The sequence below is a fragment of the Paraburkholderia bengalensis genome (assembly GCF_037126505.1).
Taxonomy (GTDB): domain Bacteria; phylum Pseudomonadota; class Gammaproteobacteria; order Burkholderiales; family Burkholderiaceae; genus Paraburkholderia; species Paraburkholderia bengalensis.
This window is the reverse complement of the sequence record NZ_JACFYJ010000005.1, coordinates 117,312-135,549: the sequence shown is the minus strand read 5'-3', so window position 1 is coordinate 135,549 and position 18,238 is coordinate 117,312. Positions and strand designations below refer to the sequence as shown.

Genomic DNA, 18,238 nt, shown 5'->3' with positions numbered 1-18,238 from the left:
CATTGGAGCCGCAATATCTCGCGCCGACGGGCGGCTTACGAAAGCTGCAAATTGTTCTACCCTATAAAAGTTACCGGCCGCGCTTTTCGGCGGTGGCGGCTGCCGTCTGTCGCGCGGACGACGGCCGCAACACTCGACGCATCCATTCGCGCCATTCACAAGGAGGATGAAGATGACGATTCGACTAGGCGAAGTAGCACCCGATTTCACGGCGGAAACCACGGAAGGCACCATCAAGTTCCATGACTGGATTGGCGACAGCTGGGCCATCCTGTTTTCGCATCCGAAGGATTTCACGCCCGTCTGCACGACCGAGTTGGGCTACATGGCGGGGCTGAAGCCGGAATTCGACAAGCGCAATACGAAGATCATCGGTTTGAGCGTCGATCCCGTCAGCGATCACCAGAGGTGGGTGAAGGACATCGAAGAGACGCAGGGGCATGCGATCAACTATCCGATGATTGGCGATGCCGACCTGACTGTCGCGAAGCTCTACGACATGATTCATCCCGAAGCGAGCGGCGGCCCACGCACGGCCGTCGACAATGCGACGGTGCGTTCGGTATTCGTGATCGGCCCGGACAAGAAGGTCAAGGCGATGTTCGTCTATCCAATGAGTTCAGGCCGCAACTTCGACGAAGTGCTGCGTCTGCTCGACTCGCTGCAACTGAACGCGAAGCACACGGTGGCGACGCCCGTGAACTGGAAGCCCGGCGAGGACGTGATCATCCCGACGTCCGTGTCCGACGATGCCGCGAAAGAGAAATATCCGCAAGGCTTCAGGACCTTGAAGCCGTATCTGCGTTACGTGCAGCAACCGAAGTGACATCGTGACCCGCATGCCGATGCGCGCCGCCATGCATGGCGATGCGCGTCGGCGCCGAGTTCTCCTGCGTCCGGGCGTCGCGACGAAGCGCGTCCCCGGCGACCGCTACCAGCCGGGGCAACGTGAGCGCGCTTATCTTTCGACAGCTGTTCGATCAGCAATCGTCCACCTACACCTACCTGCTCGCCGACAGCGGCACGCGTGAAGCCGTGCTGATCGATCCTGTATTCGAGCAGGCGCGACGCGATGCGGCATTGCTCGACGAACTGGGCCTGCGTCTGCTGTACACCATCGACACACACGTGCACGCCGATCACGTGACGGGCGCATGGATGCTGAAGCAGCGCACGCACAGCGAGATTGCGATATCGGCGGCCAGCGGCGCCGGCGGCGCGGACCGCTATCTCGATCACGGCGACCGCGTGACGTTCGGCGCGCGGCATCTCGGCGTGCGCGCCACGCCTGGTCATACGAACGGCTGCATCAGCCTCGTGCTCGACGATCAGACGCTGGCCTTCACGGGCGACTGTCTGCTGATTCGCGGCACGGGGCGCACGGACTTTCAGAGCGGCGATCCGCATGCGTTGTTTCGTGCCGTGCACCAACAGCTCTTCACGCTGCCCGACACCTGTCTGCTGTATCCGGCGCACGACTATCGCGGCTTGACCGTGACGAGCGTCGCTGAAGAGCGGCGCTTCAATCCGCGCCTGGGCGGCGAGCTGTGCGAGGACGATTTCGTGGGCTACATGACCAATCTGGGACTCCCGCATCCGCGGCAGATCGACGTGGCCGTGCCCGCAAACCTCAAATGCGGCGTCGCGGCGAGTGATCCGTCGCAGAAACCGCTGCCCGGGTGGGCGCCGCTGACCTATACGTTCGCGGGCATCTGGGAGATTCACCCGCAGTGGCTCGAGGAGCATCTGCAAGCGGTGCAGATCGTCGATGTGCGCGAGCCCGACGAATACGACGGCCCGCTCGGGCGTATTCCGCGCGCGAAGCTGATTTCGCTGGGCAGCCTTGCGGGGCGCGCGGCGGAACTCGCCAAGGCGCCGCCCATCGTCACCGTCTGCCGGGCAGGGGGCCGCTCGGCGCAAGCGACGGTGATTCTGCGCCAGGCGGGATTCGACGACGTCGCGAATCTCGCGGGCGGCATGTTGCGCTGGCGCGCGGAAGGGCGCGTCGTCGAGAACGGCAGCTTGTAGTCCGTCTACCGTCTGTCCACGCGTGGCGCTCGACGCGAAGTGCACGCCGCGAAGTGTGTACCAAGCGGCCGCAGCATCGCGGCGCTGTATCAGATCGTGCCGAACAACGCGCGCGGACGATCGCGCAACGCCTGCGCGAGGGTTTGCAGCGCGCTTACCAGCTGTTCGCGCGACGACGCGCACGCCAGATTGATCCGCACGCCATGCTCGACTTCGGCGCGATCGACTGCGAACGCCGATGAGGGCATCACCACCACGCCGCGCGCCTTGGCATTCGCGGCGAAATCGTCGGCGCGCCACGGCGGCGGCAGCTTGAGCCACACGAACATGCAGGCCGGGTCCGACTCCAGCCACTCCTGTGGCAGGATCTGCCGCGCCAGATCGTGCCGCACGCGGATCTCGGCAAGCTGCGCATCCATGATGCGGCGCGCAGTGCCGTCTTCGATCCACATCGTCGCGATCAGCATCGACATCGGCGCGGGCATCCAGGCGGTGGTGCGCACGGCCTCGGCTGCCAGCGCCGAACGCTCGGGCGGACTCAGCAGGTAGCCGAGGCGCAATCCCGGCGCGAGGATCTTCGAGGTCGCGGCAATATGGAACGTCAGCTCCGGACAAAGGCTCGCGAGCGTCGGCAGGCGCTGCGAGACGAGCGGGCCGTAGACGTCGTCCTCGATGATCGCGACGCCGTAGCGGCGCGCGATATCGACGAGCGCAACGCGCCGTTCGAGGCTCATCGTCGTGACCGTCGGGTTCTGCAGGTTCGGCACGGTGAAGATCGCCTTCACGGGCACGCGGCTGCAAATGCGTTCGACTTCCCCCGTGATGAGCCCGTCGCGGTCGCTCGGCACGCTGACGATCTCGAACTGGAACACGGGCGCGAGCGCCTTCAGGCCGTAGTACGTAAGACGGTCGGCGACGATTACGCCATCCGTGCCGATCAGGCTGTTGAGCACCGCATAGAGCCCGTGCTGCGCGCCGCTCGTGACCACGAGATGCTCGTGCGACGGCGCGAAGCCGGGCGCCGTCATCCATTTCGCGCCCGCCGCGCGCGCCCACTCGGGCCCTTGCGGCGGCTGGTATTCCTGCAGGGACGCATAGCGCGGATCACGCGGCAGGTCGGCGAGCGTCGTGGCGAGCGCCGACAGGAACTCGCCCGTCGCGGGTCGGTTGACGGTCAGATCGATCGCGCCGCCGGGCGCTGCATTCGGCGCGCTCGCGGTTTCGACGCGCGGCATTGCGCCACCCGTCACGAGCGAGCCGCGCCGCTTGCTGCCGATCACGAGGCCGCGCAACTGCAATTCCTTGTATGCGCGCGACACCGTCGACACGTTGATGCCCAGTTCGGTCGCCAGCTGGCGCTGCGGCGGCAGCCGGCTGCCGGGCGGATAGATGCCGCCGCGGATCTCGTCCTCGATCGAAGCGGACACCTCGATATAGGTGGCGCGTTTTGTCTGGACGGGGTCGCCGTTTGTCTGGTCGATTTCGGCCGTGACGCCGTTGCTGCGCGGGGACTTGTGTCTGCTGGAAGCCATTGTCTTGCCCGTCTCCATACAAAACAGGCTTTGTCTGCCTGTTTGTGCCAGTTCGCCGGATTGTAATACCAGTTATGCCGCAATGCCATATCTTTCAAGGCCGGCAAGGTCCACGCCCGGCGATGCCAGGGAAACTCCTGGACCACACAATGCGGTTTTTAATTGCACACAAAAATCGGTTGTGTGATCCTTTGAATCAGGTTTTGTATGGTTTTGTTTGTATGGCATTCAACCTCGGTTCGAGCTGGAGGAAATTTCGCATGGCAGAGAGCAGGACACAGATGGGAGGACCGCGCGAGGCGGCAGGGAGCGCGGCGCCGCGTCTTGGCGCCGCATTGCGTCAGCGGCACGTGACGATGATTTCGCTGGGCGGCATCATCGGCGCGGGGCTTTTCGTCGGCAGCAGCGCGACGCTCAGCACGGTCGGACCGGCCGCGTGCCTGTCGTATCTGGTGGCGGGCATCGTCGTGCTGCTGGTCATGCGCATGCTGGGCGAAATGGCGCTCGCGGTGCCGGGCGTCGGCTCGTTCACGGAATACGCGCGCATCGGTCTCGGCGACTGGGCGGGCTTCACGAGCGGCTGGCTCTACTGGTACTTCTGGGTGATCGTCGTCGCCGTCGAGGCCGTGGCGGGCGCGGCCATCCTGCAGCGCTGGATACCTGCGCCCGTCTGGATGATCGGGCTCGTGCTGCTGTCGGTGATGACGTTCATCAACCTGATGTCGGTGAAGTCGTACGGCGAATTCGAATTCTGGTTCGCGTCCATCAAGGTCGCGGCCATCATCGTGTTCATCGCGATCGGCGCCGCGTGGGTGTTCGGCTTCGGCCACACGCACAGCGCGTTGGCCAATCTGACGGCCGCCAAGGGCTTTTTGCCGTTCGGCGCGATGTCGGTGTTCGCGGCCGTGCCGACTGTGATCTTTGCCGTCGGCGGCGCGGAGATCGCCACCATCGCCGCGGCCGAGTCCGACAACCCGGCCAAGAGCGTCGCCGCCATGACGCGTTCGGTGATCCTGCGCGTGATCACCTTCTACGTCGGCTCGATGTTCCTGATTGCCTGCATCGTGCCGTGGACCAGCATCGTCACGGGTCATTCGCCGTTCGTCGCTGCGCTCGAGACGATGCGCGTGCCCGGTTCCGCCGACATCATGAACGCGATCGTGCTGGTGGCCGTGCTGTCGGCGCTGAATTCGGGGCTGTACGTGTCGTCGCGCATCCTGTTTCGTCTCGCGGGCCGGGGCGATGCGCCGCGCGCGCTGTTGCGCCTCACGCCGTCGCGCGTGCCGCGTCTTGCCGTGCTGCTGAGCAGCGTGGTCGGCTACGTGACGATCGTCGCGGCCATCGTGTCGCCGCAGGGCGTGTTCCTGTTCCTCGTCAACGCGTCAGGCGCCGTGATGCTGTTCGTCTATCTGGCGACGGCGCTCGCGCAGATCCGCATCCGCCGCCGGCTGGCCCGCGACGGCGAACAGCCCGAGTTGCCGATGTGGCTCTTTCCGTGGCTCTCGTATGCCGTTGTCGCCGCGATCGTCGGCGTGCTGATCGCGATGGGCATGGATGCCGAACTGCGCCCGCAACTGATGGCGAGCATCGCGAGTCTCGCGTTCGCCTCTGCGGCATGGCTGCTCGCGGCGAAGCGCCGGCCTGCCGACGGCGGCACGCGCACCGGCTATCTCGCCGCCGCCGACGGTCGCGTCTTGTCGGGAGAACGTTGATGGCGGAGATCGGCATTGTCGGCGCGGGTTTCATCGGGCTTGCGAGCGCCGGCTGGCTGATGCGCGACGGGCACCGCGTCACGCTGTTCGATGCGTCGGGCGTCGCGCAGGGCGCGTCGTTCGGCAACGCGGGCACGTTCGCGCCGTATGGCTGCATTCCCGTGAACAACCCGTCCGTGTTTCGCGATCTGCCGCGTTTCCTGCTGTCGAACGAAAGTCCGTTCCGTTTGCGCTGGAGCTATCTGCCGCATCTGCTGCCGTGGCTCGCGCGCTTCATGGTCAACTCGACGCAGCGCCGCTACGAAGCGAGCGCCGGCGCGCTCGCCGCGCTGCTCGCGCAGGCGCAGGCGGGCTATGCGCCGCTGCTCGAAGAACCGGCACTGGCGAAGTACGTGCGGCCGCGCGAGTGCCTCTATCTGTATTCGAGCGGCGCCTCGTTCGAGGCATCGCGCGCTTCGCTGAGCTTGCGCGAGCGGCTCGGTGTGTCGTTCGACGTCTTGTCGGCGGCGCAGGTGCGCGAACTGGAGCCCTCGCTTGCGCCGATTTTCGAGCGCGGCGTGCTGTTTAGCGACAGCTGGCACTTCTCCGATCCGCAAGCCTTTCTACAAACGTTGTACGAACTGCTCGCGGCGCGCGGCGCGACGCTCGAGCGCAAGAACGTGACATCGATCGAGCCTTCGGCGCAAGGCGTCACGTTGACGACAGACGACGGCATGCCGCGCCGCTTCGATCACATCGTCGTCGCGACGGGCGCGCGCTCGGCGAAATTCGCGGCGCAGTGCGGCGACCGCGTGCCGCTCGATACCGAACGCGGCTACCACGTGCGCTACGGCGGCGCGACGCAGCTGATATCGCGCCCGTGCGGCTGGGCCGAACGCGGCTTCTACATGACGCCGATGGATGACGGCATTCGCGTCGCGGGCACCGTCGAGCTAGGCGGCTTCACCGAGCTGCGCAACCGTTCGCTGCTCGACCTGCTGACGTTTTCGTCGAAGCGGGCGTTGCCCGCATTGCAGCAGCCCGACAGCTCGTGGCTGGGCTTTCGGCCCACGCTGCCCGACGGCGTGCCCGTACTGGGCCGCGCAAGCGCCAGCGAGCGTGTGATCTACGCATTCGGTCATCAGCATTTGGGGCTGACGCTTGCGGGCGTGAGCGGACGCATCGTCGCCGATCTCGTGGCGCGACGTGCCCCGCCGCTCGACCTCGCTCGCTACGCGGCCACGCGGTTCTGACGTATTCATTCAGACGACTTCGACGCGTCGCGCATCGGGTCAGTCGGCGGACAAAGCGCGCGACATTTTTCTCGACAGGAGCGCATCATGAATCGACGTACATGGCTGGTCCGGTTGGCAGTTTGCGCTCTAGCAGCGCAAGCTTCGTTCGCCTTTGCCGCCGATCCGGAGATCGTCAAGATTGGTTTTGTCGGCCCGTTGACGGGGCCGGTGGCGCGGGTCGGCAAAGACCTGCAATACGGCGCGCAACTCGCGCTCGACGAGGAGAACGCGAAGCATCCGACTATCGCGGGCAAGCCCGTGAAGTTCGTGCTCGACGTGCAGGACGATCAGGCCGATCCGCGCGTCGCGATTCAGGTCGCGCAGAAGCTCGTCGATGACGGCGTGGTCGGCGTGATTGGACACTACAACTCGGGCTGCAGCATTCCCGCTTCGGCTGTCTATCACAACGCCAATGTCGCGATGATCACGCCGGGCTCGACCAATCCGCAACTGACCAAGCAGGGTTTCAAGAACGTGTTCCGCACGATGGGGCACGACGGCGTAGGCGGCGTGGTGGCGGGGCATTTCGTCGTCGAGCAGATGAAGGCGAAGCGCATCGGCATCATCGACGATCGCACGGCCTTCGGTCAGGGTCTGGCCGATGCGTTCGAAAAAGGCGTGAAGGAAGCGAACGGCAATATCGTCGCGCGCGAATTCACGACCGACAAGGCCGTTGATTTCCGCGGCATTCTCACGTCGATGAAGAGCAAGAACCCCGATGTGATTTTCTTCGGCGGCCTTGACGAGCAGGGCGCAATGCTCGTCAAGCAGATGCGCTCGCTCGGCATGCAGACGCAGCTGTTCGGCGCGGGCGCGCTGAAGAGCAATGCGTTCCTGCAGATCGCGGGCGCTTCCGGCGAACGCACGCAAGACCTCGAACCCGGGCCCGCGCTCGACAAGCTGCCCGCCGCGCAGGACTTCGGCAAGCGCTACAAGGCGCGCTTTAACCAGGACGTCGAACTGTACGCGCCGTTTGCGTACGATGCGGCGCTCGCGATGATCAAGGCGATTCACGATGCCAACTCGCTCGACCGGCAGAAGATCGTCGACAGCCTTGCGAAGGTCTCGCTGACGGGTGTGACGGGCAAGATCACGTTCGACCCTTACGGCGATCTGATCAAACCGCCGTACACGCTGTTCGAAGTGCAGCAAGGGCAATGGAAGAGCATCAAGACGGTTGGCGGCGGCGCGTGATTCACACGTCTGGCCGATAGTGGACGAAGTGCTGGAGATTGACTTCGGCAGCGAGAACCCGATAGCCGCCGCGCACGGTATTCGTCCGTGCGCGGCGGCTGCACCACAGGCGCGCCTCGCGCGGGCGCGCTGTCACAGATCGAGTTCCAGAAACCGCGTGCCTTCGACCGGATTGAACACGTAGGCGGAGATGGGCCGGAACCCGAGCGTCGCGTAGAGCTGTTGCGCGGCTTGCATGGTGGGCAGCGTGTCGAGCCGCATTTTCCGGTAGCCCGCTTCTCGCGCGGCCTGCACGACCGCTTGCGAAAGACGCCTGCCGAGTTGCTGGCCGCGGCCTTCGGGGCGCACATAAAGACGCTTCATTTCGCAGATGTCGTGCTCGAACGGACGTAGCGCGACGCTCCCGATTACGCGTCCCGTTTGACGTGCGAGCAGAATGATGCCGGCGGGCGGCGCGTATTTGCCGGGTAGCGCGGCCAGTTCGTCCTCGAATGACTGGAAGCTCAGGTCGATGCCGAGGCTGTCGGCGTATTCGCGGAAGATGGCGTGCACGGCATCGAGGTCGTCGGGAAAGCGAGCGGGTTCGATTGCAGTCATGGAGATGTCGCGGCGCTCGTGCGGCTCGCGAGCAGGAAGGTCAGCACGGTTGCGCTACGCACGCGTTGCGCATCGCGCACGCGTCGCGAGGGCGTGTGGGTCTCGTCGTCCCCGAGGTTCCAGCTCAGCAGCAGACACTGGATCAACGGATCGGAAGGGATGGCGGACACGGTGTCATCCGCCGAAGCGGCGATAGACGGATTCGGTCACGCAAGACATGTCGATTTCCCTCGTGCGTCATTCGGGCAAGATCGCCGCCCGGTAGAACTTTTTCGTGTCCTCATCCGGCTCGCCGAACCACTTCACAAAGAGTCCGCGATAGGCACCTGACGTGTACATCTTCGTGAGCGACGCGTCGACGAACAGCCGCATGTCCTCGTCGTCGCGCGCGACACCGAGCGAAACGGGCACGATGGTGAAGCGGCGCTGCAGGACCACCAGGCTATCCGACGCCGTGCTGCGCTTGACGGCATCCTGCAGGATCTGCCGCTCCGCAAAGAATACGTTGGTTTTGCGGTCGAGCACGAGCCGCACGCCTTCTTCGTGGCTCGACACGTTCACGACGCGCGCCGTCAGCTTGAACTCGTTGATGCGGTCATTGAGCCAGCGCGCCGTGGGCGAATCTTTCACGGCGGAAAACGTCTGCGCATTCAGCAGTTGCGCGGGCGACGCGCGCCAGATCGGGCCGTGCGGCTCGATATCTCCGCTCAGCAGTTCCCTGAGACCGCGCGGCGCGTCGGTGCGCATCAGCGCACCGACGCCGCCCGGATAGACGGGCACCGAATAGCTGATGAATTTGCGTCCCGTCAGCGTTTCAGGATCGCCGCACAGCAGGTCGATCCGATGATCCTGCAGCGCGCGATAGCGCTCGTCGAATGAAACCTGGGTCCAGTTCACCGTCAGCGCGGGCAGGCCCAGTCCATTCTTCACCTGATCCGCGATGCCCTGGCAGATCCCCGCGAGATAGCCGACGGCGCGGCCTTCGTTGTCGCGGTAGACGAACGGGCTGGCGACATCGACATAGCCGATGTTGATCTTGCCCGACTGCTTGATCCGCGCCAGCGCGCCCGACAGCGCAGTGCTCGCCCCCGCCGCATGCGCGGGACGCGGAGCGGGCGCACACAGCACGGCAAAGGCAATGATACTGGCGGCCGCGATGGCGGGCTTGCGCGCCTTCGCGCCGAGCAGCGAAAGCCGCGGCGCGATGAAGCCGTAGATCACGTAGCCAATCGCCATCACGAGCATACCGCCGAGCACGGCATCCTTGCCCGACGCATAGAGCGCGTAGACCGAGTAAGCCATGGCGATCACGGCGACGATGCCGTTGCGGCGGTAGACGGCGGGTTCCGTGCCCGCGTCGCGCATCATCACGAACAGCGCGGACAGCGACACGATATACGGCAACACGTTCGTGACGACGGCGAGATTGACGAGCGCGGCGAACTGCTCGGCGAGATTCGGCGATATCGTCGACAGCGCCATCAACGACTGCACGACGCCCATGATGATCATGCCGGGGATCGGCGCGCCGCTGTGACTGGCTTTGCTGAAGATGGACGGGAACATGTTGCTGTCGGCGGCGTCCTTGGCGGTCTGCGCGAGCGTGAACTGCCAGCCGAGCAGCGAGCCGACGCACGCCATGGCCGCGAGCGCCATGACGATGGAGCCGATGACCGGGCTGAACATGTGCGCGAACGCAAGGCCGAACGGGCCCGTCGATTTAGCGAGTTCCGCGTTGGGCACGATGCCCTGGATGGCCGTCGTCGACAGCACATAAATGACGGCTGCGCCGAGCGTGCCGAACAGGCACGCGAGCGGCACGTCGCGCTTCGGGTTTTCGACGGCCGACGAATTCTGCACGGCCGATTCCATCCCCAGAAACGCCCATAGCGTCAGCGCAATGCTCGAACCCATGCCGTCGATCAGCCGCAGTCCCTGCGGATTCCATGCGGCCGCGAAGATGTCGGAGCGGAACCAGAACCATCCCGCGATCGACATGAACCCGACGGGCAGGATCACGCCCCAGACGGTGACCGAGCCGATGCGCCCCGTCAGCTTGGGACCGCCGAAATTGGCGGCTGTGGTGATCCACAGCAACGCGATCACGCCGACGCAGGTGGCGACGGGCGACGACGTCAGTACAGGGAAAAACGCGGCCAGATAGCCGAGCGCCGAACTCGCGACGGCGACGTTCGCGATCGCCAGCGACAGGAAGTACAGAAAGAACACCTGGAAGTAGCCGGGTTTTCCGTAAGCATCTTCGGCATACGCGGCCATGCCGCCCGCCCGCTGGTTGAGAATGCCCGCTTGCGCGAAGCCGTAAGCGATGGCCATCGAGCCAAGCGCCGTCACGACCCACGACAGCAGTGAAATGGCGCCGACTTTCGCCATATTGGTTGGCAGCATGATGATGCCGGAGCCCATCATGTTGACGGTCACGATGAACGTCAGTTGCACGACATTCATCTTTTTCGGTTGATCAGCCATGGCGCAACTCCTTGGTGGCTTTGTCTTGTCGCTTATTCACTGACCACATAGGTGTAGAAACGGATACGACCATCCTCGCGTTCCTGGAACACGCCCTGGACTTCGTAATTGAAGCCGGGGAAGCGATTGAAGGATTCCTGGAACGCCATGAAGTAGTCCAGCATCGGCTGGGCGCGATCGTCCCAACGTTCGCCGGGCAGCACGACGCCGATGCCGGGCGGATAGATCAGCGCCAGCGTCGCGGAAATGCGGTTCTTGACCTGATCGAGCGGCACATAATCGACACGGTTCGCGACGAGCGCTTCGTAAGCGTCTTCCGGCGACATCGCCAGTTCCGGAAAGCTCGACGCGCGGAAACACAGCCGCTGCAGATTCTTGACGTTGGCCTCGCGATAGAACGCGTGCATTTCGTTGCAGACGCGGCGCAGCGTGTATCCCTCGTATCGTTCGCCGTGCACGGCACAAAGCGTTGGCAGTACTTCAGCGAGTGCGGCGTCGCGATCCCAGAGGTTCTTGAACTTGACGAATCTCGCGATCAGCGTGTTCAGCTTGCTTTCGTCTTCGGCGGGCGTCATCAGGAAGAGCAGGCTGTTCAGATCGCATTTCTCCGGCACGACGCCTTCCTCGCGCAGGAAGTTGGCCACCACCGTGGCGGGCACGCCGAAGTCCAGATATTCACCCGTCTTTCTGTCGATACCGGGCGTCAGCAGGTTGAGCTTGTTCGGGTCCGCCATCACGTAGCCTTGCGCGTAGCCCGTGTAGCCGTGCCAGGTTGCTTCGGGACCAAACTCCCAGCATTGCTGCTCATGCTTGATGACGTCAGTGGGAATGTCTTCCCACGCGACGTTCGACGCGTCGCCCATGAAATTCGAATGACGGATATCGACGACGTCGGGCACGAATGGATCGAAGAACCATTGTTCCAGCGCGCTCTTGCCCGTCGTTTCATAGTGGCGCGCGAACTGTCTGAACTTCTTGCGCGCCTCGATGCCAAGCTCGATACAGCCGTCCCACAGCATTTCACCCGCTTTCCCTTCATGAACTTTCGCGTTCACGTCGAGCGACGCGAACAGCGGATAAAAGGGCGACGTGCTGGCGTGGATCAGGAACGACTCGTTGAAGCGCTTGTGCTCGATATAACGCTTCTGGCCGCGAATATGATCGTCTCGCTTGTGGATCTGCGATGCCTGAGAAAAACCCGCTCCCTGCTTGTGGACGGACTGGGTCGAAAAGAGACCCGGCATCTCGGGCGTGAGATCGCTTAGACGCATCGGGCTGTGATCGTTGAACAGCGGATGAAACGCGTTGTAGCCGATCCACGCTTCGTCCCATAACACGTAGTCGCAGAGATGGCCGATCTTGTCGAGCACCTTGCGGACGTTGTAGATCGTTCCGTCGTAAGTAGCGAGCTGAATGCACGCGAGCCGGAACGGCCGCTCTGCATTCGCGCGCCCAGGGTCTTTCACAAGCGGGTTGTTGCGGATTTGCTGGCGTAAATAGTCTTCGCTCCAGGCTTGCCAGTCGACGGCGCCGATCATGCCGAACGCGTTGCGCGAAGTCGGAAGGAAAATGGGAATGGCTCCCGCTTGCACGAGTGCGCCCTGGTGAAGCGACTTGTGGTTGTTGCGATCGAATAGCACGAGATCGCCGCGTTTGAGCACGGCAGCCGTCACGATCTTGTTCGACGTGCTGGTGCCGTTGAGAACGAAATACGTCTGATCTGCTCCGAATACGTCGGCGGCGTGGCGCTGCGCCTCCGCGGCGGCGCCTTCATGCATGAGCAGGTCGCCGAGATCGACGTCGGCATTGCATAAATCGTTTCGAAAGATGCTTTCACCGAAATGCTTGAAGAACAATTGCCCCGCTGGCGACTTCCGATAAAACTGCCCGCCCTGATGACCGGGACAGTCGAAGGCGATATTCGCTTCGGCGTCGTACGCAACGAGTCCGCCGAAGAAAGGCGGCAACAGGCTTAAGCCGTATTTGACGAGGCTCGCCATGACCTGCTTTGCGTAAAAGCCTGGCGTTTGCTGTCCCAGGTAGATATATCCGTCGAGTTCGCCCAGGCCGCCCGTTATCGCGAGGTCCGATAGCCGGTGCGAGTTGGCGAGCGCCCACAGCGGCGTGCGAAAGCCGAGCGCGCGCACGGCAGCCGCCAGTTTGCGCGCGGGTTCGAGGCGCGCACCGTCGACGAGAACGATATAGGCGCCGACGTCGGCGTCTTCGTTGACGTCGCGAGTCAAGCTGTCGGTGACCTCGACGCCGTAATGTTCTGCCGTGATTTCGTCGAGTAATTCACGGGTCTGCGCGTCGGTGCCGTCCGCGATCGCGACGACCTTCAGGAGCTTGTGAAAAGGAATCGGAATAGTGGGTGCCTTGATGGGACGAGGAACCATGGTCACTCCTTTCGACAGGCGGCACTGACAGGCTTTGGGCAAGCCAGCGGCAGAGCCGGCTGCGCCGGGCTGCTACGCAAGATCATAAGCGCGCTGCTTTCAGCGATACGGGGCAAGTTCTTGTTACAGCTGAACAAGAGGCGGGAAGGTGGCCATCAAAACAACGTCTACCGAATCTTTTGAATCAACAAGACAATCTGCGCGGTTCTTTGGCCGAGCCTTGCCGTTGGTCTCCGGGTTTCTATTGATGTTCGATAAAGGGCGAGCCGATGCATGAATTGCAGGCGTTAGCTATATAGTTGGCACGCTTTTCGAACAATGCAAATTTTTTTTTAAAGTACTCTGTCGAGCCTCAACGTAACCAGTTAAACGTACTAAGAGAGTGCCGGCGATTCTGCCGGACGGGGTAAAAGGTTTAGAGGTAAAAGCTCATCGGAATGACGGCGTGACGCCGACGCGACATTCGCTTGCGGCCATGCGGCGGGTCGCCTATAACAGCCCACAGACCTCGTGTACACGGTCTGATTGCAGGCTTTCCAACTCGAGCGGGAGTTCGGCATCACGTTCGACGCCGAGCGATTCGCATTCGCACCAACGTCTCCACATTCCATTTGCCGCAATCGGTTTCAGCCGGCGCCTTTTTAGGCGGCACTACGCCTCCGGATGTGGTGGCCATGATCGGGAGAACATGATGAAAGTCATCGGAATCATTCTGTCTGCGGGTGCAGTCGCGCTCGCATCGACGGCATGGGCGCAAAACGATGCTGCATCGACGCCAGCCGCCGCGCAGGCGGGGCAGGGCGGCAGTAACGATGCGATCGTCAAGATGCGTCAGCAGGAAGCGGCCGCCAACCGCGCCTATGACAGGAAGGTGGCTGCCGCCAGGAAGGTCTATGACCAGAAGAAGGCAGAGGCCAGGAAAGAGCGTGACGCGGCGATTGCGGCGGCCCGCTACGGCAACACGCAATAACGGCGTGTCGTTTCCGACGAAATGCCGGCGTGCGGCGAACCTGACCGTTACGGTTCGTGAAAGTATCGACCGGATCGTTTCCTGCGTTATTACGCTGCAGAGCAGCGTAATAACCATTGTTTTCCCGTTGGTTGGAAATCTTGACAAACCCGTTTCATCAACCAGAATTGTGTGCAGGCGACTCGCCAATTCGTAGAAGATCTGAGAGGTAAAAGAGAACGTTCACAAGGGGATTATGCAGCGATTGATAAATACAACGGCTTGCCGGCATGCAACGGCGCAAACAGGAAATCGATGCGAGCGTGGGCGAGTCCATGCAACCCCTATGCTGCGTGGCCGCGCATGAAGACAGCATCGCGCCGAACTCGAAGCGAGTGCTTCGCTTCGACGGGGACGGGTATCTGCATTTGAAAATTGTCGCCGACGCGTCGTCGGTTCGCACGGATTCGGAATCTGCCAGACCAGTCGTCGTCGGAACTGCGCTGCGTGCCACAGCAATCTTTTTGTCGTAGAAAAACGCACATGTACTTCGTCCGGCTTTCAACGTTCGCGTCGAAAGCGGCGCGCTGCCCGGCCGCTGTTGCGGTCTTGGCGGCGTTGGCGGAATCCGTTCGTTGAAACGGACTCCTGATGCTTCAATCGGGATAGGGGATAGCGCGATGAATGCAGAGGTCGCCAGGCTCGGAGCGTATTCCGAGGTAGGTAAGCTGCGCATGGTCATGGTCTCGTCGCCAGGGCTCGCTCATCAGCGTTTGACGCCGAGCAATTGCGACGAATTGCTGTTTGACGACGTCATCTGGGTGAGCCAGGCCAAGCGCGATCACTTCGATTTCGTGTCCAAGATGCGCGAGCGCGGCGTCGAAGTGCTCGACGTGCACAACTTGCTGACGCAGACGCTAGACGTGCCGGAAGCCCGTCAATGGGTGCTCGACAGGCGAATCAGCGACGACAGCATGGGCATCGGCCTGAGCAGCGAAGTGCGCGCATGGATGAACGAGCTGGAGTCGCGCAAGCTGGCGGAGTTTCTCATTGGTGGCGTGTCGCTCGACGACATTCCTGCGAGCGACGCGCCCGTCGTCAAGCTGTTCCGCGAGTATTTGAATTACTCCAGCTTTTTGCTCTCGCCGCTGCCGAACATGGTCTTCACGCGCGACACCACGTGCTGGATTTACGGCGGCGTTACGCTGAACCCGATGTACTGGCCCGCGCGTCGCCAGGAAACGCTGCTCGAAACGGCCATCTACAAGTTTCACCCCATGTTCGTGAAAGCGGACTTCGAATTCTGGTGGGGAGACCCCGACCGCGATCATGGCGCATCGACGCTGGAAGGCGGCGACGTCATGCCGGTCGGTAAAGGCACCGTGCTGATCGGCATGGGCGAACGGACGTCGAGACAGGCCATCGGCCAGGTCGCGCGAGCGCTATTCGAAAAGGGCGCAGCTGAAAGGGTGCTCGTGGCAGGCATGCCGAAGTCGCGGGCGGCGATGCATCTGGACACGGTATTCAGTTTTTGTGACCGCGATCTCGTGACGATTTTCCCAGAGGTCGTCGGGCAGATCATCACGTTCACGATTCGACCCGACGACAAGACTCCATATGGAATGAGCATCCAGCGCGAGGACAAGCCCTTTGTCGAGGCTGTCCGCGATGCGCTCGGCCTGAAGGAGCTGCGCGTCGTCGAAACGGGTGGCAACCGCTTCGCGGCGGAGCGCGAGCAATGGGACGACGGCAACAACATGGTGTGCGTCGAGCCAGGCGTCGTCATCGGTTACGACCGCAATACGTTCACCAACACGCTGCTGCGCAAGGCCGGCGTCGAGGTGATCACGATTGCCGCAAGCGAGCTTGGACGCGGTCGCGGCGGCGGCCATTGCATGACCTGCCCGATTGCGCGCGACGCCGTCGATTACTGACAGGTTCGGCTGCGCGCCAATACGCGCGCAGCCGGCCGATAGATGGAGACAACTCATGGCCTTCAATCTGCGAAATCGCAATCTTCTAAGCCTGATGCATCACAGCGGACGCGAATTGCGCTATCTGCTCGATCTGTCGCGCGACCTGAAGCGCGCGAAATATGCGGGCACGGAGCAGCAGCATCTGTCGCGCAAGAACATCGCGCTGATTTTCGAAAAGACCTCGACGCGCACACGCTGCGCGTTCGAAGTCGCCGCCCACGATCAGGGCGCGCACGTCACGTATATCGATCCGAACTCGTCACAAATCGGCCATAAAGAAAGCATGAAGGATACGGCGCGCGTGCTGGGCCGCATGTTCGATGCGATCGAGTACCGCGGATTCAGTCAGGATATTGTCGAAGAACTCGCACAATACGCGGACGTTCCCGTCTTCAATGGCTTGACGGACGAATACCATCCGACGCAAATGCTTGCGGATGTGCTGACGATGCGCGAATACGCCGACAAGCCGCTGCACGATATCAGCTACGCGTACCTCGGCGACGCGCGCAACAACATGGGCAACTCGCTGCTGCTGATTGGTGCGAAGCTCGGCATGGACGTCCGTATCGCCGCCCCCAAATCGCTGTGGCCGGCCGATGCGCACGTTGCCGCATGCCGCGAATTCGCGCAGGCGAGCGGCGCGCGCATCATGCTCACTGAAGATCCGAAGGAAGCGGTCAAGCTGGTCGACTTCATTCATACGGATGTCTGGGTGTCGATGGGCGAGCCCGTCGAAGCGTGGGACGAAAGAATCAACGCACTCTTGCCGTATCAGGTGAACAAGGCGCTGATCGAGTCGACGGGGAATCCGCGAACCCGCTTCATGCACTGCCTGCCCGCGTTTCACAATTGCGAGACCAGGGTCGGGCAGCAGATCGCGGAGCGCTATCCGAATCTCGCGAACGGCATCGAAGTGACGGAAGAGGTGTTCGAATCCGATTACAACATCGCATTCGAGCAGGCGGAAAACCGGATGCATACGATCAAGGCCATTCTCGTTTCGACATTGGCCGATATCTGAGCGTACGAAGTGGCGGGCACACGCATCGACGGGCGGCATGCAACGGCTGCGCGTCGATGCGCACTGCAGGAGGAATGCATCATGCGCCTCGTAATTGCGTTGGGCGGCAATGCGCTGTTGCAGCGCGGCCAGCCGATGACGGAGAGCCAGCAGCGCGAGAACGTCAAGGTGGCCGCCGCGCAGATTGCCAGAGTGGCGGCCGGCAACGAGCTCGTGATCGCGCATGGCAACGGTCCGCAGGTTGGGCTGCTGGCTTTGCAGAGCGCCGCCTATGCGGATGTCGCGCCGTATCCCCTCGACGTGCTCGGCGCGCAGACGGAAGGGATGATCGGTTATCTGATCGAACAGGAACTTGGCAATCTGCTGCCGTTCGAGGTGCCGTTCGCGACCATCCTGACGCAGGTCGAAGTGGACCTCGACGATCCCGCGTTCAGTCATCCGACCAAGCCAATCGGTCCCGTCTATTCGGAAGAAGAAGCGCAGAAGCTGGCGCAGGAAAAAGGCTGGAGCATTGCGCGGGACGGAGACCGCTACCGCCGCGTCGTAGCGAGTCCGCGGCCGCAGCGGATCTTCGAGATTCGCCCGGTGAAGTGGCTGCTCGAAAAAGGGACAGTGGTTATCTGCGCGGGCGGCGGCGGCATTCCCACGTGCTACGACGCGGATCACAAGCTGCGCGGCGTGGAAGCCGTGATCGACAAGGATCTGTGTTCCGCGTTGCTCGCGCAGGAGCTCGACGCTGACCTGCTGATCATCGCCACCGACGTGAACGCCGCCTATGTGGACTGGGGCAAGCCCACGCAGCGGGCGATCGCGTCCGGTCATCCCGATGCGTTCGACAAGCTCGGCTTTGCGGCGGGATCGATGGGACCGAAGGTGCAAGCGGCCATCGAGTTCGCGCGGAACACGGGCAAGGACGCTGTGATCGGCGCGCTGCCCGACATCGAGGCGATCACGCAAGGCACGGCGGGGACGCGAATCAGCGTGCGCGAGCCGGGCATCGGTTTTTATCCGCTCGCGTAGACGGCCCCGGCGTGTGCGCAACGACGCGGTATCGATCGGACGGGAGGGC

General features: G+C 62.8%; 14 protein-coding genes. 9 read left to right on the top strand and 5 right to left on the bottom strand.

Annotation, left to right across the window (positions count from 1 at the left end; genetic code table 11):
* The first annotated feature begins 172 nt into the window (after positions 1–172).
* Positions 173–826 (top strand): redoxin domain-containing protein, encoded by a 654-nt coding sequence (locus tag H3V53_RS05255; protein WP_054923031.1) that lies wholly within the window; start codon positions 173–175, stop codon positions 824–826.
* 122 nt (positions 827–948) lie between these two features.
* The gene (locus H3V53_RS05250) at positions 949–2,028 is read left to right on the top strand and encodes an MBL fold metallo-hydrolase (RefSeq protein WP_336597037.1); all 1,080 of its coding nucleotides are present in this window, start codon (positions 949–951) and stop codon (positions 2,026–2,028) included.
* An 89-nt stretch (positions 2,029–2,117) separates the two neighbouring features.
* Here H3V53_RS05250 and H3V53_RS05245 read toward each other — a convergent pair whose 3' ends face one another.
* Positions 2,118–3,560, bottom strand: coding sequence for an aminotransferase-like domain-containing protein (locus H3V53_RS05245; protein WP_336597036.1), 1,443 nt, complete (start codon positions 3,558–3,560; stop codon positions 2,118–2,120).
* 260 nt (positions 3,561–3,820) lie between these two features.
* On the opposite strand from H3V53_RS05245, the gene H3V53_RS05240 reads away from it, so the two are divergent.
* From H3V53_RS05240 to H3V53_RS05230, 3 genes are all read left to right on the top strand, one after another.
* Positions 3,821–5,272 (top strand): amino acid permease, encoded by a 1,452-nt coding sequence (locus tag H3V53_RS05240; protein WP_336597035.1) that lies wholly within the window; start codon positions 3,821–3,823, stop codon positions 5,270–5,272.
* Complete coding sequence (locus H3V53_RS05235) at positions 5,272–6,504, top strand: NAD(P)/FAD-dependent oxidoreductase (protein ID WP_336597034.1); 1,233 nt, start codon at positions 5,272–5,274, stop codon at positions 6,502–6,504. The genes H3V53_RS05240 and H3V53_RS05235 overlap by 1 nt, the downstream gene beginning before the upstream one ends.
* 87 nt (positions 6,505–6,591) lie before the next feature.
* Positions 6,592–7,740, top strand: coding sequence for a branched-chain amino acid ABC transporter substrate-binding protein (locus H3V53_RS05230; RefSeq protein WP_336597033.1), 1,149 nt, complete (start codon positions 6,592–6,594; stop codon positions 7,738–7,740).
* A 132-nt stretch (positions 7,741–7,872) separates the two neighbouring features.
* Here H3V53_RS05230 and H3V53_RS05225 read toward each other — a convergent pair whose 3' ends face one another.
* From H3V53_RS05225 to speC, 4 genes are all read right to left on the bottom strand, one after another.
* Positions 7,873–8,337, bottom strand: a complete 465-nt coding sequence (locus H3V53_RS05225; RefSeq protein WP_336597032.1) for a GNAT family N-acetyltransferase — start codon at positions 8,335–8,337, stop codon at positions 7,873–7,875.
* Positions 8,334–8,507 (bottom strand): hypothetical protein, encoded by a 174-nt coding sequence (locus H3V53_RS05220; RefSeq protein WP_336597031.1) that lies wholly within the window; start codon positions 8,505–8,507, stop codon positions 8,334–8,336. Before H3V53_RS05220 ends, H3V53_RS05225 begins: the two co-directional genes overlap by 4 nt.
* A gap of 67 nt (positions 8,508–8,574) precedes the next feature.
* Positions 8,575–10,824: a putrescine-ornithine antiporter gene (gene potE, locus H3V53_RS05215; RefSeq protein ID WP_336597030.1), complete on the bottom strand. Its 2,250-nt coding sequence runs from the start codon at positions 10,822–10,824 to the stop codon at positions 8,575–8,577.
* 32 nt (positions 10,825–10,856) lie between these two features.
* Positions 10,857–13,220: an ornithine decarboxylase gene (speC, locus tag H3V53_RS05210; RefSeq protein WP_336597029.1), complete on the bottom strand. Its 2,364-nt coding sequence runs from the start codon at positions 13,218–13,220 to the stop codon at positions 10,857–10,859.
* A 691-nt stretch (positions 13,221–13,911) separates the two neighbouring features.
* On the opposite strand from speC, the gene H3V53_RS05205 reads away from it, so the two are divergent.
* The 4 genes from H3V53_RS05205 (at position 13,912) to arcC (ending at position 18,189) form a co-directional block, all read left to right on the top strand.
* Entirely contained in the window at positions 13,912–14,190 is a 279-nt protein-coding gene (locus H3V53_RS05205; RefSeq protein WP_336597080.1) for a hypothetical protein, read from the top strand.
* A gap of 659 nt (positions 14,191–14,849) precedes the next feature.
* Positions 14,850–16,103, top strand: coding sequence for an arginine deiminase (arcA, locus tag H3V53_RS05200; RefSeq protein WP_336597028.1), 1,254 nt, complete (start codon positions 14,850–14,852; stop codon positions 16,101–16,103).
* 55 nt (positions 16,104–16,158) lie between these two features.
* A complete protein-coding gene (locus H3V53_RS05195) occupies positions 16,159–17,169 on the top strand; it encodes an ornithine carbamoyltransferase (protein WP_336597027.1) in 1,011 nt (336 codons plus the stop codon).
* 81 nt (positions 17,170–17,250) lie between these two features.
* On the top strand, positions 17,251–18,189 hold the full coding sequence (gene arcC, locus H3V53_RS05190) for a carbamate kinase (RefSeq protein WP_054923036.1): 939 nt from the start codon (positions 17,251–17,253) through the stop codon (positions 18,187–18,189).
* Positions 18,190–18,238: the final 49 nt, after the last annotated feature.